Source organism: Paenibacillus sabuli (genome assembly GCF_014705605.1).
Classification (GTDB): domain Bacteria; phylum Bacillota; class Bacilli; order Paenibacillales; family Paenibacillaceae; genus Paenibacillus_D; species Paenibacillus_D sabuli.
The window spans coordinates 1-23,505 of sequence record NZ_JACXIZ010000056.1 but is presented as its reverse complement, the minus strand read 5'-3'; the positions used below and the strand labels follow the sequence as shown (position 1 = coordinate 23,505).

The window sequence follows — 23,505 nt, the reverse complement described above, 5'->3', positions numbered from 1 at the left end:
CCCCGGCGGCGGCGAGGCACACCCTGTTCCTTCCAGACGCTGCAAAAGAGTTGACTGGCCAAGGAGTAGGAAATGAGCCTTGATGAAGTAGGCCGCCGGTATGCAGGTGGCCAATATGCTGTGTCTATGTCTAGACCCAATCCCGAACGTGACAAACTGGCCACCGATGCTATATGCGGAATGTTACCCGGGAGAGCTGTCCAACGTGGATCGGGTTACGATTCGTAGCGGCGACACGGGAGATGAGAAAATATTTACTGATGTTATCCAAATAAAATGATGGGGATGATACAAAATATAACTGTACAGAAGAATCCAAATCAAGAAGAATACTCGGGTTATCTGCTGGACATGGATCTTTACGAACACGGAGAGCACATGCTTTCCATATCGGCAGCCTCGATTGACGGTGTAAACATAATGGAAACGTCGCGCAGTTGAAGCGCTTCTTTTTAGAAACCCCGATCGTACTGCGATCGGGATTCGCTTGCCTTTACGTTCAGGACCTCGTGCTTCGCGTCTCCACAGCCTGCAGCCGCTCAAGCAGGATCGTCATGGCATAAGCCCCGAGATACCCGCCTCCCGCCAGGAATCCGGGATGCAGCAGCACCTCGTGTACCTGCGTCAGGAACACCGCGCGATCGACCAGCGCCCGCAGCACGCTCGAGGCGGCGATCGTCGTCACCGCAGCGACGGCCAGCAGCGCCAGGGCATCCGTCGTCCATTGGAATCCGGACCACCTGCGGCGCCCGTACCACAATCCGGCCATCGCGCCGAGCAAGCCAATAATCGGTATCATCTCCACCTGTCACACCTCCATTAGCAGCATGCTCCAGCAATGCGCTGCGCATACCGGAGGCATGCCGGCGCAACGGCGGGACTTGCATCGCTGCCCCCCCATTCGCCTCTCGTCCATGCTGCTTGTTCCGCATACGCCTGTCATCCTTCCTCGCTTGCCCCGCTTACGCCTTCCATCCTTGTTCACGTCCCTCCTTCCCCTCGCGCCCGTGCCGCGCGGCGCTATTGCTTTGTGCCCCCCAATATGGCACACTAGTCCCATCAGGTTATGCCGGAAAGGACGTGACTTATCCCGTCATGAGCCGTTGGCTGCTCAAATCAATGACCGAGCTCAGCTCGCGCAAATGGATCTCAGTGTGTACCGGCCGTCTGGCGCAATCCGGGCTGAGCCGACGCTTCATCCCGCGCTTCGTCAAGCTGTACGGCATTCGCGCGGAGGAAGCGGAGAAGCCCCTCTCCGACTATGCCACGCTGAACGAATTTTTCACCCGGCGGCTACGGGAAGGCGCCCGCGAGATCGATGGCGCGGCCGATACGCTCGTCAGTCCCGTCGACGCGCTCATCACCGGCGCCGGCCCCGTCCAGGCGGGTACGGTCCTTAATGTCAAGGGCCAGAATTACACCGTGGAAGAGCTGCTGAACCGGTCGCCCCGCATGGACAATTACCGTCACGGCTTTTGTCTCGTGCTGTATCTGAGTCCGACGGACTACCACCGCATCCATGCCCCCATCACGGGCCAGATCGTGGAGAAGGAGCACATTCCCGGCAAGGTGTATCCGGTCAACGACTTCGGGCTGCGCCATATGCCGCGTGTCCTGAGCCGCAATGAACGGCTCGTGACCTATATTCGTCACCAAGGCGGCGAGCTGGCCGTCGTCAAGGTCGGGGCGATGAACGTCAGCAGCATTCAATACGTCGACCCGGAGCAGCGGGAGACGGTCAAGGGCGGAGAACTGGCCTACTTCGAATTCGGCTCGACCGTCGTGCTGCTCACCGCATCCGGCACGTTCGATCTGCGCGGCGATCTGATGCCCGGCAAGCGCGTCCGCATGGGCGAGTCGCTGGGTCGGCTGCATCGCCGTTGAAAAGAACCCCGGACTCCACGTCCCGCGTGGAAACCGAGGTTCTTTTTTTATGCCTGCTCGGCGACCGAATGCTGCGGGCGCAAGCCGACGGTGACAAGCTCGCAGCCGCCTGCCGCAAGCGCGATCGCCTGCGCAGCATGATCGGGCTCTTATTCCTTGACCGATCCGATCGTCAGCCCCGAGACAAAGTAGCGCTGGAAGAACGGGTACGCAAAAATGATCGGCAAGGTGGCCAATACGACCATCGCCATCCTGGCGGTGTCCTGCGGCAGACTTTGCATCACTTCCAGGCTGATCGAGCTGTTGGCCGAGTTTTGCTGGATGAACGACATGCTGTTCTCGATCCGCATCAGCATCGACTGCAGCGGCACCTTGTTCGGATCGTCGATGTACAAGAGCGCATTGAACCAGTCGTTCCAGTATCCGAGCGTGCTGAACAGCCCGATTGTCGCCAGTCCGGGCAGCGACAGCGGCAGCACCAGGCGGTAAAAGATTTTAAATTCGCCGGCGCCGTCGATTTTGCCCGACTCGACAATCGCATCGGGGACGCTCGTCATATAGAAGGTCCGCAGGATCATGATGTAGAAGGCGTTCATCGCGAGCGGCCAGATCAGCGCCCACAAGCTATCCTTGAGTCCGAGCACCTGCGTCACGATGATATAGGTCGGAATCATCCCGCCGTTGAACAGCATGGTGAACACCGCAAAAAGCGAGAAAAAGCGGCGGTATTTAAAGCTTTTACGCGAAATGGCATACGAATACAGCGAAATCATAAACAAGCTGAGCAGCGTGCCGACGACGGTAATCAGGATCGTCACGCCGTAGGATTTGAGCAGCATGTCGCCCGTTTCAAACACATAGCTGTAAGCGCCGACGCTCCACTTTTCGGGAATGAGCCGATAGCCGTTTGTGGCCAGCGTCTTCTCGTCCGTGAAGGAAATGAGGACGACGAATAAAAACGGGAACACGCACAGCAACGAAAATAGCGCAGCCGTCGCATTTGAAAAGGCATTCCAGCCTGGCGATAATTGCATAAAATTTCGAGATTTTCGATTCTTATTCACAATCGCGCCTCCTTTCCGCTTCTGCGCGCATTAGAACAGCGCGCTGTCCTTGTCGATTCTGCGCACGACATAGTTGGAAATCATGACCAGGACAAAGCCGACGACCGATTGATAAAGCCCCGCTGCCGTGCTCATGCCAATTTCGCCGGTTGTTTTCAAGCCGCGGTAAACGTACGTGTCGATCACGTTGGTCACCGAATACAAGGTTCCTGAATCGCGCGGCACGCTGTAGAACAATCCGAAATCCGCATAGAAAATTTTGCCGACTGCAAGCAGCGTCATGATGATCATGATCGGCTTCAGGAGCGGGATCGTAATGTTGCGGATTTGCTGCCATTTACTCGCGCCGTCGATCATCGCCGCCTCGTAGAGCGACCTGTCGATACCCATGATGGCGGCCAGGTACACGACGCTGTTGTAGCCGACCATCTTCCACAGGCTGACGAGAATCAAGATATAGGGCCAATACTGCGGTTCGTTGTACCACTGAATCGACGACACGCCGAACTGGCTCAGTATGCTGTTGAGCAGTCCCTTGTCCATGCTCAAAAAGCTGAAGACGAAATACCCGACGATGACCCACGACAAAAAATAAGGCAGGAACATCCCGGTTTGATACACCTTGGCCAGCCGCTTGTTGACAATCTCGGACAGCGTAATTGCCATGGCTACGGCAAAAACGAGACCGATCAGGATGAACGCAATGTTGTAGAGCAGCGTATTGCGGGTGATGATATACGCGGCATCGGTGCTGAACAAAAACTCGAAATTTCGCCAGCCTACATTTTCGCTATTGATCAAGCTTTGCCAAAAGCCGTCCCGGCTGAAGCGGTATTCCTTGAATGCGGCGATGGTTCCGACCAGCGGCATGTACGAAAAGAAGAAAAACCAGGCTGCGCCCGGCAACACCATCAGCAGCATGACGCGGTTGCGCATCACATTTTTTAGAAAGCCTGCCATGCGTCCCTGCTCCCTTCGTGAAAACGAGATCTGGAAAAAAATCGGGCGATGCCTGTATCGCCCGATCCGTTAGGGTCTGTCCAACTATTTGGCTTCGGCCACCCATTCGTCGAGCTGGGCCTGCGCTTCGGTGATGACCTCGTCCATGCCGGCCTGCTTGAAGGCTTCCAGCGCGGTCGGCAGGTACTCGTCGGGATCGACCGTACCGGTCATCAGGGCCGACCAGTATTGCTCCTTGACGTTTTGAATCGCGGCCATCTGCGTAGAGACGTTGGCGCTGTCGAAGTTGAAGCCAAGGATCGGCGACGCTACGCCTTCCGCGTTAAATTCCTTGAAAACGTCCCACTTGTTGTCCGGATCATTTTCATTCAAGTTAAGCAGCATGTTGTTGCCGAGCGAATACGACGGCATGTCGTAGTTTTTGGCTTCCGGCAGGTTCCGCATCCGATTGTCGTCGATTTTCTCATAGTGCGTACCCTCGATGCCCGAATCCACCATATTGCGCAGCACCGGGTCGGTATTCAGCAGGTTGAGGAATTCCATCGCCTTCTCCGGATATTCGGAATTGGCGGTGATGGCCATGATCGAGCCCTGGACAGAGGTGTTCGTAATAATGGCGTCGCTGGCCGGCGTCGAGACGACCGGGTAGCCGTAGGTGGCCGACCATTGGTTGTCCGCCAGCGGCTGCGTCTGGGCGCGGTCGACGAACCAGTTGCCGCTCAGCGTCAGATCGCTCGTCGAGCCTACCGTGGCCGCCTCCGGCGAGATGTAGCCCGCTTGATAATACTTGCGCATGGTTGCCAGCGCCTGTTTCATTTCGTCCGTTTCCAGGATATTGACGATCTTGTAATCGTCCGTGTCCAGCTTGACCGCCATCGGCAGGTTCGTGATCAGGTAGTCGTACGGCACATAGGGCACATGGTTCTTGTCCATGCCGAACACGGTCACGTTCGGTTCGTTCGCTTTGATCGTCGCCATCAGCGGCTCCAGGCTCTCCAGCGAACGGACCTTGCCGATGTCGAGATCGTATTTGTCCAGCAGGTTCTGGTTGAAGCGCCATACCTCCTGCTGCGGCAGTTCCTTGTTGGCCGGGATGCCGTAGTTGTGGCCGTCGACCTTCGAGCCTTCCAGGAAGCCCGGATCAATCGTATCGACGATGCCTTGGCCATATTCCGTCAACAGCTCGTCGATTTGCAAAAATGCGCCCTTGCGCACGTTTTGCACGTAATCGAAACCGCCTGCTGAAGTGAAAATGATGTCCATCGGCTCGCCGGATGCGACGTTGACCTGCATTTTTTGCTGGTAGTCGCCCCAGTCGATCATTTTCATCGTGACCGTCGCGTTGATTTTTTCCTTCGTGTACGCACTGACTTGATCCATGACGGCTGTGACGTCCTTCTGCGGCGTGCCGATCGTATACCAGATCAATTCCGCCGTTTCTTCGGCCCCGTCCGCGCTTTCGTTGCCGCCGTTGTTGCCGCACGCGCCGACGACGAGCACGATCGCCAGCATGGCGGCGATGAGCGCCAAGCGGCCTTTGCCTTTGTTCATGGTTTTCGTCTCCCCTTTGGTTCAAGAATCGTTAACAATTTAACTGTAATCGATGAAAACCGTTTCAAATAGAACACAAACTTAATAAATCCGGTTCAAACTAAAGAAAAGAGACTGCCCCGGCCTGCAGTCTCCCCCGATCTTGCGCGCATGCAGCGAAAATAGTGAAACGCCGCACAACCGCAGCGGTCACTTTTTCACCACATTTTTAAAATCCGTCGGCGAAATGCCGACATGTTTTTTGAACTGCTTGTAGAAATAGCCGCTCTCCCAGTAGCCGACCAGCCGCGAGATTTCCTGTACCTTGTAATGGGTCGTTTTGAGCAGTTCCTTGGCCCTGTCGATGCGATAGCGGTTCATGTATTCGGTGAACGGCTCGCTCATCTCCTTGATGAACAGCTGACCCAGGTAGACCGGGTGCACGTTGAACTGGGCGCCGAGCGTCTTGAGCGACAAATCGTCGGCGTAATGCTCGTGAATCATATGCAGCACCTGCTCCACTACCGGGCTGCGACCGCCGGCGCCCAACGACGCGATGCATGCGAGCGCGACATCGCGCACGGCTTCCGTCAGCTCCGACAGATCCGCGGCGCGCTGGACGCGATCCAGACCGTCCGCGAACAACGTGATTTCCTCAGTCCGCTTGACCTCCTGCAGGAGCAGCTTGAAGCGGACGATCAATTCCACCGCGATTTCCTTCAAGTAAGCCGGATGCATGCCCGCTTGGCTGCGCAGTCGTTGAAAATCGGCATCCAGCACAGTCGTCAACCGCCCCGGCTCCTTCCCCAGCAGCAGCTTCTCATATTCTGCCCAATCTACCGGAAAATTCGCTTCACCGCCGCGTGCAAAAGCAGCCGCCTCGCCATAAAGCATCCACTGGCGCTCGGGGTAGACCAAAAAATAAGCCTGCGCGCGCTTGGCTTCCTCGTAGCCAGTCGCCATCTCGGCGGTGCGATGCATTTCGCTGCCAGACAACGTGCCGGGCCGATCGCTCCCCGCCGTCTCGTCCCGAGCCTGCGCGATTCGCTCCAGCCAAGCCGCCAGAGAGATGTCCTGCTGATCGAATCCCGCGAGCACCACAAGATCGCCGTCAAGGTCGCGAAAAACGACCGCGTCTTCGTCGAATTGCGCAGTCAGCGCGTCGATTAGCGCATCGGCCTCGTTCTGGGAGAGGTCGCGGCATCGCAGGACGGCCGCAGCCGTCCAGGGGCGGCGAAAAACCAGTCCCAGTCTGTCCGCCCGCTCCTCGAACTCGTCCTGGGCCATCCTGCCGTTCAGCCAGCGATGCAGGGTATTGTCCTTGATCAGCTGTGTGCCGTACGCCAAAAACCGAATCTCCTCCTGCTCGGTATGCAGCTTGAGGACCGTGCTGCGCAGCGTCTCCTCCAGCTCCTGCACATTGATCGGCTTGAGCAAATAATTTTCGATGCCCAGCTTCATTCCTTCGCGCAAATAATCGAATTCGCTGTAGGCGCTCAGCACGATCACCTTCAAGCCGGGCCGAGCTGCTCTTGCTGCAGCGATCAACTCCAGGCCGTTCATCTTCGGCATGGCGATATCCGTCACCAAAATATCGACCGGAGCGGCTGCCATCGCGTCCAGTGCGAGACGTCCGTTGCCCGCGCTCCCTGCAATCTCCAGACCGAGCGCCGGCCAGTCGATCATATCGTACAAGCCTTCGACGATGAACGGCTCATCGTCGCACAACAACACCTTATACAAGCTCCTCCGCCTCCCCGCTTGTCTTCGGAAGCCAGATGTCTACCCGCGTGCCCTCGCCCGGCGTACTCTCGATCTCCACGCCGTACCGCTTCCCGTATTCCAATTGCAGCCGTTCGTTCACGCTTTTCAAGCCAAACGATTCGCCGTCGTCCTTTGTCCGACTCAGTCGCTCTCTGACTTGCGCCAAGCGCGCCTCGGACATTCCCTTGCCGTTGTCGCGCACCGTCGCGCAGATTCGTTCGCCGTCCTCATCGCCGTCCTGCCGAATCGCGAGGACGAGCGTGTTATCGGCGCGGGTCGCATCGATGCCGTGCACGATGTAATTCTCCACGATCGGCTGCAGCGTCAGCCGCATGACGGACACCCGCCCGAGCGGCTCCGGACATTCGATCCGGTACACAAAATTATCCTTGTACCGGATCCGAAACAATTCCAGATACAGCCGGCAGGCTTCCAGCTCGTTTTGCAGCGTATCCCGACGCTTCGGATGAACCAGATTTTTGAACAGCGCCGATAGGCTGTAGATCATCTCGGCTGCGTCCCGGTCTCCCTTGGAGAAGGCGCGCATGCGAATGACCTCCAGCGTATTGTATAAAAAATGCGGATTGACCCGGGCCTGGAGCGCGGCCAATTCAGCGCGCTTCTGATTAATTTCCGCCTTGTACACCCGATCGATGTAGGTGTTCAGCTCCTCCATCATCGCATTGAAGCTTTTCGCGATCTGCCCCAGCTCATCCTCGCGCGACTCGTCGATGCGGACGGCCAGGTCTCCGTTTTTGACCTTGCGCGTGAACCGGATGATCGTATGGGTGCGCTTGGCCAAGCTGATGATGACCAAGGAAGGGATGAGCGTGGCCACGACGATGCAGATCAGCGCGATCAAGACGATCGTATTGCGCGTGCCGCGGTAGACGGCCTCCAGCTCGGCTGCCGTCACTTCCCCTATGATGGCGTAGCCGCCCTCCGCGGAGGACAGCTTGTTCCGATACGTGCCGTCCACCAGCTGCTGCCCGTCCAGCACGGCCGGTTCGCCCTCGGTCGTCTCGGCGCGCCGGCCATAGCGCTCTCCCGTCGAATCGTACAGCACCCAGCCGTTCGCATCCCGCACATACACCTCGCCAAGCAGTCCCTCGTATGCGCTCACCCTCCTGTCCAATGCCAGCGCGTCGAAGTAAACGACCAGCTGCCCGATATTTTTGAGCGTCTGCTTGTCGTTGACGGCGATGCGCACCGCATACAGACGGGCGCCTTCGCGTCCGATGGCGCGGCTCACCCAGTAGTTCGGCGCGGCGACGCTGCCGGTCTCGGCTGCCATCACGTCCGGCACGTAGGACCGCGCCGAATTGGTCGGAATCAGCTTGAACCGCTTGTGCTCGTCTAGGTTGTAGAGCGCCTGCTGCTCCGCGCTGTACAGCACGATGTTGCGGATCGCACTGTCCGCATCGATGCGGCCGGCGAAATACTGGAACACGCTCCCGAACTCGCCCTCCGGCTCGGCGGCGATCTGATCCAGCTGATATTCCACGTAGGCCTGATAAGAATGGTTGAGGAAGTAGCTCAGATGCGCCGCCAATCGGTCGCTGCGGTACACGTCATTCATCATCTCCCGGACCGACGCATACTTCTGCGCCAGCACCTGCTCGACGCTGCCCATCGCCTGCCGCTGCTTGTCCAGCTCGCGCCGGATCGCTGTCTGCGATGCGTTCCAATACATCAGATAGGAGAGCGTGATGATCGTCAGGACGGTGATGACGGAGAAGACCAGGATGATTTTGAGGAACAGATTGTTTTTGAAGTAGGTGCGATAAATTTGCGCAATGTCCATACGGCAGCTCCTTGCGATCGACTGGGCCGGCCAGCGGAGCCCCCGGTCCCGCCGCAGGCTTCAGCGGATCTCGGACGGACTCTTGCCGGTATACTGCTTGAACTGGCGGCTGAAGAAGAAGATATCGCGGTAGCCGAGCGCGTCGGCCACCTCGGTCACGTTCATCCCGGCGTGCATCAGCAGGTGCTGGGCGCGCTCGATCCGGGTGCGGATCATGTAGGCCTGCACCGACTGGCCGATCAGCGCCTTGAACTTGATCGAGAAGTAGCGCGGCGACAGCTGCGCCCGCTGGGCCAGCTCCTCGACGCGGTGCGGCAGACCCGGATGCTGCCGTATGTAGTTGGCGACCTCGCGGATCGCCTCGGCCAGCTGATTGCTGCCCGCGGGCCGGCTCCGCTCCAGATCGCTGCGGTCATGGCGCAGCAGGTGGAGGAGCAGCTGCTTCAGGATGAGCCGGGCCTCGGCCTCGGCGGCGTAGAGGTCCACGAGAAAAAGCCGGACATAGCGCGAGAGCAAGTACTCGAATTCGATGGTATCGCGCAGCACGCGGTAGGGCTCCGGGACGAGCCGCACGGGGGCTTCGACGCCGAAGTGGATGTATGTCAGCACGAGCGGCCTTTGCGGATTGTGGGTCGCGCTCGTATCGTCGCCCGGACGGAAGAGGAAGCAGCTGCCCGGACCGACCGTATAGGTGCGATCGCCTCGCACCACCTCGCCTTCCCCGCTCCATACGTAGAACAGGTCGTAGTTGGCCAGCGGCTGCTCCCGCTTTTGCCAGCGCCAGCCCGGCTCGCAAGCGATCTTGGCAAAGGAGGACGTCAGACGCAGCGCGTCCGGCGAGAGCTCCAGCATCGCGCGATCACTCCCTTCCGCCGGCCGCGCCGCGCGGATCGGGCAAGTGCGCGACGACCTGCCGGAGCGCGTCGTCCGTATCGGCGGCGCCGATCATCACGGGCTCCTGCTCGTACTGCTCCGCGGCGTGCCGATAGCGCGGATCGTAGTAGTGCTCCAGCAACAGCGCCACCGCCTCGTCATAACGCTCGGTATGCAGCGCCGCCGCAACCTCCGCTCCGACCGGCGTATGCATGCGCTTGCGGATGCGCTCGAACGAAGCGATGCATTGCGCCTTGTGCAGCTGGGGCCGGTAATCGGCGAGGATGTTGGCCACACGCTCCTGCAGCGGCAGCTCGAGCACGAGCGGCCGGCCCGACTCCTTGGCCTGGACCAGCACCTCCGGCAGCACGACCTTGCCGACCCGCTTGCTCTCCGCCTCCACCACGAGATACGGCGCATCCCGGCACGCATCGAGCCGCTGCAGGAGCAGCGATTCGAACGTCTTCTGATTGTGCGGTTCACGGCCGATATGGCCGAAGATCGAGCCGCGATGCGCGGCGAGCCGCTCCAGATTGACGACCGGGTAGCCGCTTCGCTCCAGCTCCTCCAGGATGGCCGTCTTGCCGGAGCCGGTATACCCGCTCAGCACGTAGCAGGGCGGCAGCGACTCGAGCGACTCCAGCCGCTCCACCACCCACCTGCGATACGTGCGAAAGCCGCCGGTCAGACGCAGAATCGGCATGCCCATCAGCGCAGCCAGCGTCCCGGCGGTCCGACTCCGCATCCCGCCGCGCCAGCAGAATACCGCCTTGCGCGGAGCGTCCTCGGCCGCAATTGCGCGCACCAAGGCAGGCAGCTTGGCCGACACCAGCTCCAGGCCGCGCTCCTTGGCCGCCTCGACGCCGACCTGCTTGTACAGGGTGCCGACCTCGGCGCGCTCCGCGTCGTCGAACAGCGGAATATTGACGCTCCCCGGAATTGTAGCGTCGCGATATTCGGAGGGCGAGCGCACGTCGATCAGCACCGCGTCGCCCCTGCGCTGCAGCTCCAGCAGCTCTGTCAGACCGATATCCTTCATCATGGCTTTACGCTCCTTTGTGTATGGCGGCGATTCGTCTTCCGCGTCGTGTCCGGTCATGCCTCGACCCGGATGCGCCCCTGCCCCGCGCGCTCCACACGGCCGATCAGATGAGCGTCCACGCCTGCCCCGCGCAGCTCGCCAAGCAGCGCGTCGGCCTGCTCCGGCGCCACGGCCGCCAGCAGGCCGCCGGAGGTGACAGCGTCACACAGCATGTAGCGGGCCAGCTCGTCCAGTTCCCCGGCATACTCCACCGCACCTTCGAGGTGGGCATAGTTGGCCTTCGTGCCGCCGGGCACGAAGCCCGCCTCTGCCAGCTCACGCACGCGCGGCAGGAACGGCACCCGACCGGCGTCGACTGTCAGCTCCGCGCCGCTGGCCCGGGCCATCTCCATCGCATGGCCGAGCAGGCCGAAGCCCGTCACATCGGTGCAAGCGTGCACCTCGTAGCCGTCCATGACCCGGGCGGCCTCCTTATTCAGCGTCGTCATCACTGCAGTGACGGCGTCGATTTCCGCTTCGGAGAGCGCGCCTTTTTTGATCGACGTGGTGAGGATGCCGACGCCGATCGGCTTGGTCAGGATGAGCCGGTCGCCGGGACGCGCGCCCGCATTGGTCCTCACCTGCTGCGGATGGATCGTGCCGGTCACCGCCAGGCCGAACTTGGGTTCCTTGTCGTCGATGGAGTGGCCGCCGACGAGCGTGGCGCCCGCTTCCCTGACCTTGTCACCCGCCCCGCGCAAGATGTCCGCGAGCACCTGCCCGCCCAGCGTCTGAATCGGGAAGGCGACGATATTCAGCACGGTCAGCGGCTGGCCGCCCATCGCATAGATATCGCTCAGCGCGTTGGCCGCTGCGACCTGACCGAAGGCATACGGATCGTCGACAATCGGCGTGAAAAAATCGACCGTCTGCACAATCGCCAGCTCGTCGCTGAGCCGGTAGACGCCTGCGTCGTCGCTCGTATCCAGCCCGACCAGCAGGTCGGGATTCGGCTCGGCCGCGGGCAGCCCGCGCAGCACCTCGCTGAGCGCCGCCGGGCCAATTTTACATCCGCAGCCTCCCTTGCTGGACAGACTTGTCAGTTTAACCGGTTGATCTTGCGTCATCCTCTATCCCTCCTATGTATAGGTAGATCCGGCGCCGCTTCATCCGCATAGATGCGAGCCAGCGCCGTTTCGTCCAGCGCTTCCGGCGACCCGTCATAGACGATGCGGCCTCCGGCCAATCCGATGATACGCGACGCATGGGCGCGCGCGACGGCCACATCGTGCAGATTGAGCAGCACCGTCATGCCGCGCTCGCGATGCAGCGACGCGATATGGCGCATGATCCGGGCAGCGGTGACGCTGTCCAGACTCGAGATCGGCTCGTCGCCGAGCAGCAGCTCCGGCTGCTGTACCAGTACGCGCGCGATGGCGACCCGCTGCTTCTGCCCGCCGCTCAGCTCCTCGACGCGACGCCGGCCGAGCGCCTCCAACCCGACCTCCCGCAGCGCCGCAGCGGCGAGTGCCCGTTCACTGGCGGTGTACCAGCCCGGCAGACTGCGCCAGCGCGGCATGGCGCCGAAGCGCCCGGCCAACGCGTTGGTCAGCACCGACAGCCGCGGCAGCAGATGATAATGCTGAAAGACCATGCCAATCCGCATCCGTGCGCGCCGCAGCTCTGCGGCGGACATTGCGGTCAGATCACGGCCTTGCCACAGCACCCGGCCCGCGTCCGGCTCGACGAGCCGATTCACGCAGCGGATCAGGGTCGACTTGCCCGCGCCGCTTCGTCCGAGCACCGCCACGAATTCCCCAGTCTGCACACGCAGATGGACACCGTCCAGCGCAGCCTCCGCCTCGCCCTTGTAGCGCTTGTTCAATCCAATCAGTTCAAGCATGCGTCATTTCACCCGCTTTCGCACGGCCGCGCCTGCGTAGTCCACGGCGGTGACCAGCACCATGATGAGCAGCACCTCGAAGGTTACCTTCTGATACATGAATTGCTTGAAGTCATTGTACAATAGCTGACCGAGACCGCCTGCGCCGACGACGCCGAGAATCAGCGTCGTCCGGATTGCCGTCTCCAGCCGGTAGAAGTACTGCGACAGCACGAGCGGCAGGATCTGCGGCAGGATGCCGTAAGCTGCGACCAGCAGCCGCGTGCCGCCCAGCGCTTTGACCGCCTCCTGCGGTCCGTCGTCGGCCGCCTCGATCAGCTCGGCGATCATCTTGCCGAATACGCCGATATTGTGAATGATCAAGGCCAGCACCGCCGGCAGCGGACCGAGTCCGAGCGTCGGGATGAAGACGAGCGCCAGCACCAGCTCCGGCACCGCGCGGAACAAGTTGAATACCAGCCGGGTCCCGTCGTACAGCCAGCGCGGCAGGCCCGTATTGCGGGCGGCGACGAAGCTCGCCGGCAACGCGATTGCGAGCGCGACCAGCGTGCTGCACAGCGCGATCTGCAGCGTGTCGACCATCGCCGCCAGCGCGATGCGCCAATGCCCGAAGTCGGGCGGGAACCAGTGCTCCGCGATGAAGCGTGCGGTATTGCCGAGATCGTACAGCGGCGCCTGCGCCAGCCCGGTCCCAATCGAGGACCAGAGCAGCAGCAAGACCAGGATGCCGAGCGCAGTCCACGTCCGCATCGCCGCTTAGTCGGCCGTCTGCAAGCGCCCGTCGGCGATCGCCGCATCGCGGATCGCCGCATAGTCGGCATTGGCCGCCTCCGTGAACCCGCTCGCACCGCCGAACGCGGACAGAATGACCGGGTCGTCGATGGCCAGCATCGCATCGCGAATGATCGCGCGATCCTGCTCCCCGACACCGCCGGTCACGGCCCACGGGTATTGGAAGAGCGGCTCGGATTCCCAGACGATCTTGAGCTTGTCCCCATCGATCGTGCCCTGCTTGACAAGGTTATTGAAATAGGCGCTGTCGATCGCGCCGATATCCTGCTGCCCGTTCTGCACGGCGAGCGCAGTCGCGGTATGGTCGCCAGTATAGACGACCGATGCGAAGCTGTGGGCTTGCTGCGACTCGAACAGACCGGCGTCCTTGAGCGCGATGCCCGGAATCAGGCTGCCCGAGGTCGAGCTGATATCGCCGAAGGCGAACCGGATGTCCGCCGCATGCGCCTCGACATCCTCAAAGGTCTCATACGGGCTGTCCGCCTGGGTGATCAGATACGAGTAGTAGTAGGGCTTGCCCTCGATGAGCTGCGTGACGATCGCTTCGACCCCATAGCGCTCGTGCGCTTCGACATACGTCAGCGGACCGAGATAGGCCATCTGCACCTTGTCCGCGCCCATCGCCTCGACGACGCCGTTGTAGTCCGGATACACCTCGGCCCGGACCTCGTAGCCGAGCGCCTCCTGGAGAATGCCGGCCAGCTTGTCCGCTCCTTCTTCCATCTGATTGCTGCCCTGGGCCGGGATGACCCCGATCAGCAGCTCGCTGCGCGCAGCCTCGCCTTGCTGCGAGGCTTCGGCTCCGTCTTCATCGCTCGCGCCAGTGCCGCCGTTGTTGCCGCAGGCAGCGAGTGCGAGCGTGGAGAGCAGCAGACCTGTTAATACCAGAAAGCATTGCCGTTTCCGGAACATTTCGACTCTCCTTTGTGCGACCTTGTAACCCCTTTTTTGCCGCATCGAATTTTGTCGCATTGCTACAGTGGTTCTCAATAAATCAGATTACCATAATTGATGGCCAAACTAAAGCGAACGGCTCCTTTGAGGGCAAGTCGGTCGAGGCATTTCGACAATACGCCCTGTGAAAAAACGTGCGCAAAAATTGGCCGCAGGCTTTCAATAATGGTATAATAACCCCGGATACAATCGACCTTTTCGGAAGGATGGAGCTTATTCCTATGAACCCACTTGCCAAGCAGCTGAACGAAACGATTCAAAGCGAGAATCCGCATGTCTACGACATGCTGTCCGACATTGGCAAAGCCATTTATTTTCCTAAGGAAGGCATACTGAGCCAGTCGGCGGAGGCCAAGGCCAAGGCGAGCAAATTCAACGCCACGATCGGCATCGCCACAGAGGGCGGACAGCCGATGCATCTGCCTGCGCTGCAAGACACGCTCTCGGCTTATGCGCCCAAGGACCTTTATCCATATGCGCCACCTGCGGGCAAGCCGGAGCTGCGCGCGGCATGGCGCGCCAAGATGCTGACGGACAACCCGTCGCTCGCGGACAAAAGCTTCGGCAACCCGATCGCCACCAACGCGCTGACGCACGGGCTCAGCATCGTCGCCGACCTGTTCGCAGACGCGGGCGATCCGATCGTCATGCCGGACAAAAATTGGGAGAACTATGAGCTGACCTTCGCCCTGCGCCGCGGCGCGCACACGGTCGAATACCCGCTCTACGATGCGGACAACCGCTTCAACAGCGACGGTCTGCGCGAGGCGCTGCTCGCGCAGAAGGAGCACGGCAAGGCGATCGTCCTGCTCAACTTTCCCAATAATCCGACCGGCTACTCGCCTGGCGCCGCCGAGGCGGATGCCATCGTGACCGCCATCGGTGAAGCCGCCGAAGCAGGGATCAATGTGGTCGCAGTCACCGACGATGCCTATTTCGGCCTGTTTTTCGAAGACTCGCTGCACGAGTCGCTGTTCGGCCGTCTGGCGAATCTGCATCCGCGCGTCTTGGCGATCAAGATCGACGGTGCGACCAAGGAAGAGTATGTATGGGGCTTTCGCGTCGGCTTCATCACCTATGCCTCGGCCTCGGAGCCGGTCATGCACGCGCTGGAGCAAAAAACGCTCGGCATCATCCGCGCCACGATCTCCAGCGGACCGCACCCGTCGCAAACCTTCATCCTCAAGCTGCTGCAGTCGCCGGACTTCGAGGCGCAGAAGCGGGAGAAATTCGAGGTCATGAAGCGCCGCGCCAACCGCGTCAAATCGCTGCTCGACAGCAGCCGCTACGGCGACGTGTGGGAATACTACCCGTTCAATTCCGGCTACTTCATGTGCCTGCGGCTGAAGCAGGTCAGCGCCGAGGCGGTGCGCCAGCGTCTGCTCGACGCCTACGAGGTCGGGACGATCGCGCTCGGCGAGCACGACCTGCGGGTCGCCTTCTCCTGCATCGAGGAGCTGCATCTGGAGCAGTTGTTCGATCTGATCTACCAGGCCGTGCTCGACGTGTCGGGCGGCCACTCGGACACGGAGCAAGCCGAATAAGCCGCACCCACCTCGAGAGACGCATTCCGCCCGCGGAGCAAAACGGGCCGGAGCTCGCCACGGCGGCATTAGAGCGAGAATGTGGCGCTATTGCGCGGGACGGAGCGCAGGACGGTGGCAGTAGCATGAAAAAGTGGCGTTATTGCTCAGGAGGCGGCTCAACGAGGCGGCATTAGCTTGAAAAAGTGGCGTTATTGCTCAGGAGGCGGCTCAGCGAGTCGGCATTAGCGTGAAAAAGTAGCGCTATTGCTCGAAAGGGGCAGGCCGGCGGATCGGATCCGCCGGCTTTTTTGTGCCCGAGCAAGGCGAAACGAGTGTCGCCGTCTTTTAACGGCGACGCAAGTTTCGTTCCGAGAAATCTAGACAAGTATTGAGAAGTGAGACCAGCCGCGGTGCGGGATTCTATACCTAGCGGACATTTTTGTCCGTTAGCGCTTGTTTTCAGTTGGGATCGCCATTCTTACGGACATTTTTGTCCGTTACACCGAGAATTTGGCATGAACGCGGACGCTCGAGCCCGCTAACGGTCAAATGTGTCCGTTACAATTCGCATAACCGACAATCGGCGTTGTAACGGTCATTTCTGTCCGTTATCGATCACAGGCTCGGTCGATTGACAGCTCACACGAATCGGTCAAGGCGAAACGAGTGCGCCGTCTTTTAACGGCGACACAAGTTTCGTTCCGAGAAATCTAGACAAGTATAGAGCAAGTCCTATACTTTCTATGATTTCAAGGCGAAACGGCGAGGCTGTCTTTTTGTGGCCGAGTTCGTTTCGTTCCGAGAAATCTAGACAAGTATAGAGCAAGCCATATACTTTCTATGATTTCAAGGCGAAACGAGTGCGCCGTCTTTTAACGGCGACACAAGTTTCGTTCCGAGAAATCTAGCTCACCCTTCCTCCTCGTCGCGGCGAATCGCCGCGCGCAGGCGCCGGGGATGGAGCAGCAGCACGTAAGCGGCCGCGAGCAGCAGCGCCGCGCCGGCTGGCGCGGCCAAGCCGTGCCGCAGCGTCAACGCCGCTCCCATCGGCAACCACATCAGCAGGGCGCCCGCGCCCGTCGCGAGCCTGGCAAGCAGCAGCAGCGCCTGCTCGCGACCGCGCTCGGGCAAGGGGTACAGATGACGCCAGATCGAGTGCCGGTGCGCCTGTCGCAGCGCCCCGACCTGGACGGCGACGATCAGCACGAACAGCAGGTAGACCGCGCCTGCTCCCCAGCCGCCGAGCAGCGGCGCAGCGCCGGTCAGATAGCCGGTCAGCGCACCGAGCGCCGTCAGCCGCAGGAGGATGCCGCCCAGCTCGGTCCGGGTCAGCGTGAGCGTCAGCAGGTAGCGGTATGCCGCCGCATGCCGATACGCCACGCGCGCGCCTAGCCAGGCCAGGTAAGGGCGGCGCGAGACGCGGGCGGGCAGCACGGGCACGTCGATGAATGCGCCGAAGAAGCGGTACCAGCCGCGCCGCGTCCGCGCCTCCTCCGCCACCAGCCGCTCCCAGGGCATGCCGTGGCGCTGCGGCAGCTGCGCGGCCGCGGCATAGAGCGCCGCCAGCAGCGCGGCAAAGCCGGCCGTCAGCCAGAGCGGCTGCGTCAGTAGCGCCGTCAGCGCGGCTGCCGTCAGGACCCAGCGCAAGAGACGCAGCAGGCGTCTGGCTCCCGGCCAAGCCAGCTGCCGCTCGCGCCAGGCGCCCGCTGTCTGCAGCGCCTTGAGCAGGGCGAGCAGCCCCGCCGCAGCCGGCCCCCACGGCACGTCGAGTCCGGCCGCGCGGCAGAGCGGCCAATACAAGGCCAACGCCGCGCACAAGGCCAGCATACCCGGCACGAGACCGCGTCGCCGCGAACGCCGCAAATAGACGGGCATGCCGGGCTCGCGCGGTGCCAGGAAGACCAGGTCCGGCGGCAGCAGCCAAGTGCGCAGCGGGCTCCAGGCGACGATCGGCGTCAGCACGGCGACGCCGATCGGCACGAGCGGCAGCTGCGGCGGCATGTCCCGCAGCAGGCCGGCGTAGCCGATCATGAGCACGATCAGCAGCAGCACGACGAAGCCGGGAAAGCCGCTCTGCGCCATATATTGCAAATAGGGCGCGACCTCCTTGCGGAAGGCCGCCGACCGCTGCGCCCACAGCGCGCTAAGCGAGCGGTCCATCTCCGCCCTCCTCGCTGACCAGCCGGTAGAAGGCCTCCTCCAGCGTATCCGGCTCACCTGCCGCCGCGCGCCGTACGTCGTCCAGCGTCCCCTGCGCCACCAGCCGCCCGTGATGCAGCACCAGGAAGCGGTCGCAGTACGTCTCCAGCGTCGCCAGGATATGGGAGCTCATCAGCACCGCCGCGCCGGCCTCCTTGACCTGCACGAGCCGCTCCAGCAGCGAGCGAATGCCGAGCGGGTCAAGCCCGAGGAACGGCTCGTCGATCATGTACAGCGGCGGCTCGGGCAGCAGCGCGTTCATGATCATGACTTTCTGCTTCATCCCCTTGGATAGATGGCCGGAGAACGCCTCGCGCTTCGGCGTCATATTGAACTCGCGCAGCAGCCGTTCGCTGCGCGCGCGATAGTCTGGCTCGGCCACGTCATAGGCCATCCCCCCGAGTCGCAGGTGCTCGCTGACCGTGAGCTCGTCGTACAGTACCGGCGTCTCCGGCACGTAACCGTAGGAGGACCGATAGGTCTGCGGATCCTGCTCCAGCGAGACGCCGCGAATCATGACCTCGCCGCGATGCGGCTTCATCAGACCGAGCACATGCTTGATGATCGTACTTTTGCCCGCTCCGTTGAGGCCGAGCAGGCCGACCATCTCGCCCGGACGCACGTCGAAGCTCAGCTCGTGCAGCACCGGCCTGCGCGGACTGTATCCGCCTGTTAATTGCTTGACTTCAAGCACCGTATCCATATTGCTCCGATCACCTCACCCTTCATTATACATGAGCTATCGCCACACGCCCAAATTTTCCCGCATTTTCCGGTGAACCCTCGCCATTTATAGCTCCACTTTTTTGTGTACAAACGAATACTTCAATAGGTATGATAAAATTAGAAGATACTTGAGAAGCCAAAGGAGATGCCGCAGTGAACGAAACCGCGCAACCACTCCGGTTATTCGACGATTTGAAGCCCGAATTAACCTCGTATTGTTATCGGATGCTGGGCTCTATCGATGATGCAGACGATGCCGTACAAGAAACGTTCATTCGCGTATGGCAAGGCTGGGATGCCTTCCGGCAGGAGTCTTCCTTTAAGACATGGGTCTATCGGATCGCATCCAATCTATGCCTGGACAAGCTGCGACAAGCGAAACGCCGCGTTCGCCCCATTGACCTATCCGGCCCTGCGCAAACGATTGTAGAACCTCGCGAGGTGCTGCCTGACGAGTCATGGATTTGGCCGGCGCCTGATTTCTCCAATCAACCCGAGCAAGTTTTCTTCCGTAGAGATACGCTGCATATCTGTTTCGTTACCCTCCTGCAGCTCTTGCCTCCCCGTCAACGCGCGGCGATCCTATTGAAGGATGTATTCGAATGGTCTGCCAAAGAAATTGCCGAGACGCTGGGCATGTCGCCTGCAGCGGTGAACAGCGCCTTGCAGAGAGCCAGAGCAACATTGGAACGGGAACAACAAAGCTCCGATGCATTCAGCGTGAATGAAGAGGCGCCCGATCAGGAATTGCTCGCGCGTTACGTAGAAGCCTTCGAACAATTTGATATCAACGCCCTGGTCGCCTTGTTTCACGAGGAAGGTCAGATGTCAATGCCGCCTTTTCCGATGTGGGTGCGCGGCAAAGAAGATTTGTTCCAGTTCTTTACGCTCACGCGCGGGCATTGCGAGGGATCGCGGTTTCTGCCCATTTCGGCGAATGGCGGTTATCCTGCGTTGGCGCAATATATGCCGGACAAGGAAGCGGACGGCTTGGTGCCATGGGGGATTCACATGCTGGAAGTGAGGGATAACAAGATCCTCCACGTTCAAAATTTCATTCACCAAAAATTATTTTCCCGTTTTGGCCTACCGGAACGCATTCACCGATGAATTTCGCGGATTGGTTTCGTCTATAGTTGTGAAGTCCAAACCAGAGAGGATGTTTGCCAAGTGGAAACGAATCAACCGACGAAAGTAACCGTGCAAGCCGACATTCAGGCTCCTGTCGAGCAAGTGTGGAAAAGTTGGACCGAGCCGCAGCACATTACGAAATGGAACCAGGCCTCGGACGACTGGCATGCGCCCAGGGCGGAGAACGATCTGCGGGTCGGCGGCAAGTTTTTAACCCGGATGGAAGCGAAGGACGGCAGCATGGGCTTTGATTTCTATGGTGTGTATGACGTCGTGAAGTTGCATGAGCAGATTTCCTACACGATCGGGGACGGAAGAAAGGTGGACATCACCTTCACGCCGCAGGGAAATGAAACGAAAGTAGTCGAGACGTTCGACGCGGAAAGCACCCATTCCGTCGACATGCAGCAGGCAGGCTGGCAGGCGATTATGGACAACTTCAAGAGCTATACGGAGTCGCTCGGCTAAGTCGAACCGTGTCTGAAAACGAACCGCCTTTGGCGTCGGTTCTTGAGCGGACGCCGGGCGAGATCAATATGGAGGTGTGGCAGACACATGGCCAAGCTCGTGTTTGGATTGAATCAGTCGCTGGACGGCTTCGTGGACCATATGGCGTTTCGGCCCGATCCCGTCCTGTTCCGTCATTTCATCGACGATACGCGCGGCATAGCGGGCAGCCTCTATGGGCGCCGCATGTACGAGATCATGCAATATTGGGACACAGATCAGGCGGAATGGGACGCGGATGAGCGGGAATACGCAGCGGCGTGGCAGCGCAACCCGAAGTGGGTCGTATCGAGGACGCTGAAGGCGCTCGGACCGAATGCCGCCCTGCTCGAAGGCGATCTCGCAGCGGCCGTGCTCGAGCTGAAGCAGCAGCATGAAGGAGAGATCGAAGTCGCAGGGCCGGCGTTGGCGCACAGCCTCTCGGAGCTCGGGCTCATCGACGAGTACCGAATCTATCTCCATCCGGTCGTGCTCGGTCACGGCACCCCGTTCTTCGCCGGTCCGCGGCCGCCGCTTCGCCTCGTGGCGAGCGATCGCATCGGCGAGCAGGTGATCAGGCTGACGTACGTACCGGCCCAAGCTTGATCGGATTTAGGCGATTAGCAGCTCTAATGGACACCTGCGAACACCAGCGACGCTTAGCGCACCATTCGAACGCGCGCGCGGCTCTAACGGACACCAGCGACGCTTAGCAGTCATTTCCGCCAGCTCCACGGCCCATAATTCCCGCTAAGCGTCGCTCATGACCGTTACACGTGAAAGAAAGCCAAAAAAAGGCGCTAAGCGGCTCCCATGTCCATTACAGTCGGCTCGGGTCGAAAGCGTCATCCACACAATCGGTTCGGGTCGGAAGCGTCATCCTTGGACCTCCACAGTCGGCTCGGGCCGGCGTTATCCCCGGACATCCCCATTGGGGAAGCTTAGACGCTCCTGCCCTTGAAGGTTACGGTTGGAAAAATCGCTTGACCGTCTCGTAAGCCAGCTTCGGACGGCGATAGCGGTCGACGATGCCCTTGCTGTTCTGCGTGCCGGCTCTGGTGAGGAGCCACCCTGTCGCTTCGGTGACGCGGCAATCGCAGAATTGCCAAATGAACATCCCCGACAGGTAGTCGCGTGCCGTATAGGCAGCGAGGTTAGCGCCGATAATCTCCGCTTGGCGCTCCTCCGTGCCGCGCACGCGCGTCGGGTCCCGGTATCCGTAATAGCCGTCGGCGCCGAATTCGCTCATGATGATCGGCTTGCCGGTCCCGCCGACCTGGGCCCACTTGCGCGCCTCGTCGACCAGCTCGCCGGGGTCTTCGTCGCCGTACCAGCCGGGATACAGGTTGAACGACACGATATCGGCCAGATCGAAGCAGAGTTCACGGTCCCGGTGATGCGAGGCAAACGTCAGCGGCCGGCTGTGGTCCATGCTGCGGATCTGCTCGAATTGACGGGCGTAATGCGCCCTGCCCTCCTCGCAATCGCTGGCGCACTCGTTGAGAATGCCCCAAATGACAATAGACGGGTGGTTGACATGCTGCTCGACCATCTCCCGATTGACGTCCGCGCATTGTTCGATGAACCGGGGATGTCGCATATCGGCAATGGACAAGCCCCGCGCATGATTCTCCTCCCATACGAAAATGCCGCGCTCGTCGCACAGATCGAGAAACCGCTCGTCATTGGGATAGTGCGAGGTGCGCACGGCGTTGGCGCCCATTTCCTCCATCAGATCAAGATCCTGCACCATCAGCGCGAGCGGGAAGGCGGAGCCGACGAGGGGATGATCCTCGTGACGATTGAACCCCTTCAGCACCACTTCCTCGCCGTTGAGTCGAAGCTTGCCGCCATCGGTCGAGACGATGCGGAAGCCGACACGCTCGATCAGGTCGTCGCTCGGCGACGCCTCGGCTCCGACATAGAGCTGCGCCTTCAGGGCATACAGGACCGGCGAAGCGGACGACCACGCCGCCGCGCCGGGGATGGATGCATAGCCGCGCAGCACCTGACTTTGGCCTGGCTCCACCCGCGCCTGGTCCAGCTCGAATGTCGTACCGGCCAGCTCGCAGCGAATCCGCACATCGTCCGCTCGGGGCCCGATATTGGCGACAACCGCCTGAATATCGGCGCCCCATGCGCCGTCGCTGTACGTCGGCGTAAATTGCAGCCGTTCGATAAAAAGCTCCGGCACTTCCTCCAGGACGACCGGCCGCGTGATGCCGCCGTAAGAATAGTAGTCGTTGGGCAAGTGCAAGGACGAGTCCTCGTGAAACGAATTGTCCGCCTCGACGACGAGCTCGTGCTCGCCGGCAGACACCTTCTTGACGAGGGCCGAAAAAGCGGTGTAGGCGTTGTAATGCGTCGCAATCTCCCGGCCATCGAAAAACACTCGAGCCGTGTGGCCTACGCCCTTGAACGTGAAGCGCAAATTCGGCTCGCCCGCGCCGACCTTCACGCGCGTGCGATACGCGCCCGCTCCCTGGTAGGTGTGGAACGCGGGATGATTCTCCCAGCAGCCCGGGACCGGCAGACGATGGGTGTAGCGTGCAGGCAACGTTCCTTTGCGCGGCATGATCGCAAAATCCCACAGGCCGTCCAAGGCTTTGCTTGCGCGAATTTCATTGGTTTCGAATAAGCGAATCATAGCGACCTCCCGATTTTTGGGGTTACCCTTCCTCGCGCTTTTTTTTCAGCCACTTCGGCGCGCCTTTGTTTTTGCGGTCGCGCTCCCGCTCCGCCTTCGACGGGCGGGACTTGGCAGGCGCCCGGTCGTCCGCGCCGCCCTTGGCGCCGGGGCGACGAGTGCCTCCCGACTGACGGCTCGCCGACGCCGAACCGGAGCGCAGCTCGCCCGGGTGTGCCGCGCGGCCAGGCTGCGCGGCACG

Annotated in this window: 20 protein-coding genes and 1 pseudogene; 5 read left to right on the top strand and 16 right to left on the bottom strand. The window is 60.8% G+C overall.

What is annotated here, in order from left to right; translation table 11 throughout:
- Positions 1 to 499: 499 nt before the first annotated feature.
- Entirely contained in the window at positions 500 to 805 is a 306-nt protein-coding gene (locus IDH44_RS23555) for a hypothetical protein (RefSeq protein WP_190921283.1), read from the bottom strand.
- A gap of 290 nt (positions 806 to 1,095) precedes the next feature.
- Here IDH44_RS23555 and asd point away from each other — a divergent pair, with 290 nt between their 5' ends.
- Entirely contained in the window at positions 1,096 to 1,884 is a 789-nt protein-coding gene (gene asd / locus IDH44_RS23550; RefSeq protein ID WP_190921282.1) for an archaetidylserine decarboxylase, read from the top strand.
- 149 nt (positions 1,885 to 2,033) lie between these two features.
- Here the strand turns inward: asd and IDH44_RS23545 are convergent, their stop codons facing one another.
- From IDH44_RS23545 to phnD, 11 genes are all read right to left on the bottom strand, one after another.
- Positions 2,034 to 2,918: a carbohydrate ABC transporter permease gene (locus IDH44_RS23545; RefSeq protein ID WP_190921291.1), complete on the bottom strand. Its 885-nt coding sequence runs from the start codon at positions 2,916 to 2,918 to the stop codon at positions 2,034 to 2,036.
- Positions 2,919 to 2,978: 60 nt separating this feature from the next.
- Positions 2,979 to 3,908: an ABC transporter permease gene (locus IDH44_RS23540; protein ID WP_190921281.1), complete on the bottom strand. Its 930-nt coding sequence runs from the start codon at positions 3,906 to 3,908 to the stop codon at positions 2,979 to 2,981.
- A gap of 84 nt (positions 3,909 to 3,992) precedes the next feature.
- Complete coding sequence (locus tag IDH44_RS23535; RefSeq protein WP_190921280.1) at positions 3,993 to 5,459, bottom strand: ABC transporter substrate-binding protein; 1,467 nt, start codon at positions 5,457 to 5,459, stop codon at positions 3,993 to 3,995.
- 189 nt (positions 5,460 to 5,648) lie between these two features.
- Complete coding sequence (locus IDH44_RS23530) at positions 5,649 to 7,172, bottom strand: response regulator transcription factor (protein ID WP_317890245.1); 1,524 nt, start codon at positions 7,170 to 7,172, stop codon at positions 5,649 to 5,651.
- A 1-nt stretch (position 7,173) separates the two neighbouring features.
- Positions 7,174 to 9,006, bottom strand: a complete 1,833-nt coding sequence (locus IDH44_RS23525; protein WP_190921278.1) for a cache domain-containing sensor histidine kinase — start codon at positions 9,004 to 9,006, stop codon at positions 7,174 to 7,176.
- A gap of 60 nt (positions 9,007 to 9,066) precedes the next feature.
- The gene (locus tag IDH44_RS23520) at positions 9,067 to 9,858 is read right to left on the bottom strand and encodes an AraC family transcriptional regulator (RefSeq protein ID WP_190921277.1); all 792 of its coding nucleotides are present in this window, start codon (positions 9,856 to 9,858) and stop codon (positions 9,067 to 9,069) included.
- Positions 9,859 to 9,865: 7 nt separating this feature from the next.
- A complete protein-coding gene (gene mnmH / locus IDH44_RS23515; protein ID WP_190921276.1) occupies positions 9,866 to 10,921 on the bottom strand; it encodes a tRNA 2-selenouridine(34) synthase MnmH in 1,056 nt (351 codons plus the stop codon).
- Positions 10,922 to 10,974: 53 nt separating this feature from the next.
- Positions 10,975 to 12,027, bottom strand: coding sequence for a selenide, water dikinase SelD (gene selD, locus IDH44_RS23510; protein WP_190921275.1), 1,053 nt, complete (start codon positions 12,025 to 12,027; stop codon positions 10,975 to 10,977).
- Entirely contained in the window at positions 12,024 to 12,803 is a 780-nt protein-coding gene (gene phnC, locus IDH44_RS23505) for a phosphonate ABC transporter ATP-binding protein (RefSeq protein WP_190921274.1), read from the bottom strand. The genes selD and phnC overlap by 4 nt, the downstream gene beginning before the upstream one ends.
- Before the next feature lie 3 nt (positions 12,804 to 12,806).
- Positions 12,807 to 13,553 carry a phosphonate ABC transporter, permease protein PhnE gene (gene phnE, locus IDH44_RS23500; RefSeq protein ID WP_190921273.1) on the bottom strand — a complete coding sequence of 249 codons (747 nt, stop codon included), beginning with the start codon at positions 13,551 to 13,553 and terminating at the stop codon, positions 12,807 to 12,809.
- A 6-nt stretch (positions 13,554 to 13,559) separates the two neighbouring features.
- Positions 13,560 to 14,507 carry a phosphate/phosphite/phosphonate ABC transporter substrate-binding protein gene (phnD, locus tag IDH44_RS23495; protein ID WP_190921272.1) on the bottom strand — a complete coding sequence of 316 codons (948 nt, stop codon included), beginning with the start codon at positions 14,505 to 14,507 and terminating at the stop codon, positions 13,560 to 13,562.
- A 263-nt stretch (positions 14,508 to 14,770) separates the two neighbouring features.
- On the opposite strand from phnD, the gene IDH44_RS23490 reads away from it, so the two are divergent.
- On the top strand, positions 14,771 to 16,093 hold the full coding sequence (locus IDH44_RS23490) for an aminotransferase class I/II-fold pyridoxal phosphate-dependent enzyme (protein ID WP_190921271.1): 1,323 nt from the start codon (positions 14,771 to 14,773) through the stop codon (positions 16,091 to 16,093).
- A gap of 891 nt (positions 16,094 to 16,984) precedes the next feature.
- Here IDH44_RS23490 and IDH44_RS23485 read toward each other — a convergent pair.
- Both IDH44_RS23485 and IDH44_RS23480 read right to left on the bottom strand, forming a co-directional pair.
- Entirely contained in the window at positions 16,985 to 18,235 is a 1,251-nt protein-coding gene (locus IDH44_RS23485) for an ABC transporter permease (RefSeq protein ID WP_190921270.1), read from the bottom strand.
- Positions 18,219 to 18,977 (bottom strand): ABC transporter ATP-binding protein, encoded by a 759-nt coding sequence (locus IDH44_RS23480; RefSeq protein WP_190921269.1) that lies wholly within the window; start codon positions 18,975 to 18,977, stop codon positions 18,219 to 18,221. The genes IDH44_RS23485 and IDH44_RS23480 overlap by 17 nt, the downstream gene beginning before the upstream one ends.
- Before the next feature lie 176 nt (positions 18,978 to 19,153).
- On the opposite strand from IDH44_RS23480, the gene IDH44_RS23475 reads away from it, so the two are divergent.
- The 3 genes from IDH44_RS23475 to IDH44_RS23465 all read left to right on the top strand — a co-directional run bounded on the left by IDH44_RS23475 (position 19,154) and on the right by IDH44_RS23465 (position 21,223).
- Positions 19,154 to 20,110, top strand: coding sequence for a sigma-70 family RNA polymerase sigma factor (locus IDH44_RS23475; RefSeq protein ID WP_190921268.1), 957 nt, complete (start codon positions 19,154 to 19,156; stop codon positions 20,108 to 20,110).
- Positions 20,111 to 20,170: 60 nt separating this feature from the next.
- The gene (locus IDH44_RS23470; protein WP_190921267.1) at positions 20,171 to 20,599 is read left to right on the top strand and encodes an SRPBCC family protein; all 429 of its coding nucleotides are present in this window, start codon (positions 20,171 to 20,173) and stop codon (positions 20,597 to 20,599) included.
- A gap of 87 nt (positions 20,600 to 20,686) precedes the next feature.
- Complete coding sequence (locus IDH44_RS23465; RefSeq protein WP_190921266.1) at positions 20,687 to 21,223, top strand: dihydrofolate reductase family protein; 537 nt, start codon at positions 20,687 to 20,689, stop codon at positions 21,221 to 21,223.
- A gap of 358 nt (positions 21,224 to 21,581) precedes the next feature.
- Here the strand turns inward: IDH44_RS23465 and IDH44_RS23460 are convergent, their stop codons facing one another.
- Both IDH44_RS23460 and IDH44_RS23455 read right to left on the bottom strand, forming a co-directional pair.
- Entirely contained in the window at positions 21,582 to 23,264 is a 1,683-nt protein-coding gene (locus IDH44_RS23460; protein ID WP_190921265.1) for a glycoside hydrolase family 2 protein, read from the bottom strand.
- Positions 23,265 to 23,286: 22 nt separating this feature from the next.
- Positions 23,287 to 23,505 (bottom strand): annotated as a pseudogene (locus IDH44_RS23455) (DEAD/DEAH box helicase); the annotation flags it as partial.

Bases quoted from the DNA above. Each gene is read 5' to 3' on its own strand.
- asd (WP_190921282.1), top strand. From the start codon at position 1,096: ATGAGCCGTTGGCTGCTCAAATCAATGACCGAGCTCAGCTCGCGCAAA.
- IDH44_RS23545 (WP_190921291.1), bottom strand. From the start codon at position 2,918: ATGCAATTATCGCCAGGCTGGAATGCCTTTTCAAATGCGACGGCTGCG.
- IDH44_RS23540 (WP_190921281.1), bottom strand. From the start codon at position 3,908: ATGGCAGGCTTTCTAAAAAATGTGATGCGCAACCGCGTCATGCTGCTG.
- IDH44_RS23535 (WP_190921280.1), bottom strand. From the start codon at position 5,459: ATGAACAAAGGCAAAGGCCGCTTGGCGCTCATCGCCGCCATGCTGGCG.
- IDH44_RS23525 (WP_190921278.1), bottom strand. From the start codon at position 9,006: ATGGACATTGCGCAAATTTATCGCACCTACTTCAAAAACAATCTGTTC.
- IDH44_RS23520 (WP_190921277.1), bottom strand. From the start codon at position 9,858: ATGCTGGAGCTCTCGCCGGACGCGCTGCGTCTGACGTCCTCCTTTGCC.
- mnmH (WP_190921276.1), bottom strand. From the start codon at position 10,921: ATGATGAAGGATATCGGTCTGACAGAGCTGCTGGAGCTGCAGCGCAGG.
- selD (WP_190921275.1), bottom strand. From the start codon at position 12,027: ATGACGCAAGATCAACCGGTTAAACTGACAAGTCTGTCCAGCAAGGGA.
- phnC (WP_190921274.1), bottom strand. From the start codon at position 12,803: ATGCTTGAACTGATTGGATTGAACAAGCGCTACAAGGGCGAGGCGGAG.
- phnE (WP_190921273.1), bottom strand. From the start codon at position 13,553: ATGCGGACGTGGACTGCGCTCGGCATCCTGGTCTTGCTGCTGCTCTGG.
- phnD (WP_190921272.1), bottom strand. From the start codon at position 14,507: ATGTTCCGGAAACGGCAATGCTTTCTGGTATTAACAGGTCTGCTGCTC.
- IDH44_RS23490 (WP_190921271.1), top strand. From the start codon at position 14,771: ATGAACCCACTTGCCAAGCAGCTGAACGAAACGATTCAAAGCGAGAAT.
- IDH44_RS23485 (WP_190921270.1), bottom strand. From the start codon at position 18,235: ATGGACCGCTCGCTTAGCGCGCTGTGGGCGCAGCGGTCGGCGGCCTTC.
- IDH44_RS23480 (WP_190921269.1), bottom strand. From the start codon at position 18,977: ATGGATACGGTGCTTGAAGTCAAGCAATTAACAGGCGGATACAGTCCG.
- IDH44_RS23465 (WP_190921266.1), top strand. From the start codon at position 20,687: ATGGCCAAGCTCGTGTTTGGATTGAATCAGTCGCTGGACGGCTTCGTG.
- IDH44_RS23460 (WP_190921265.1), bottom strand. From the start codon at position 23,264: ATGATTCGCTTATTCGAAACCAATGAAATTCGCGCAAGCAAAGCCTTG.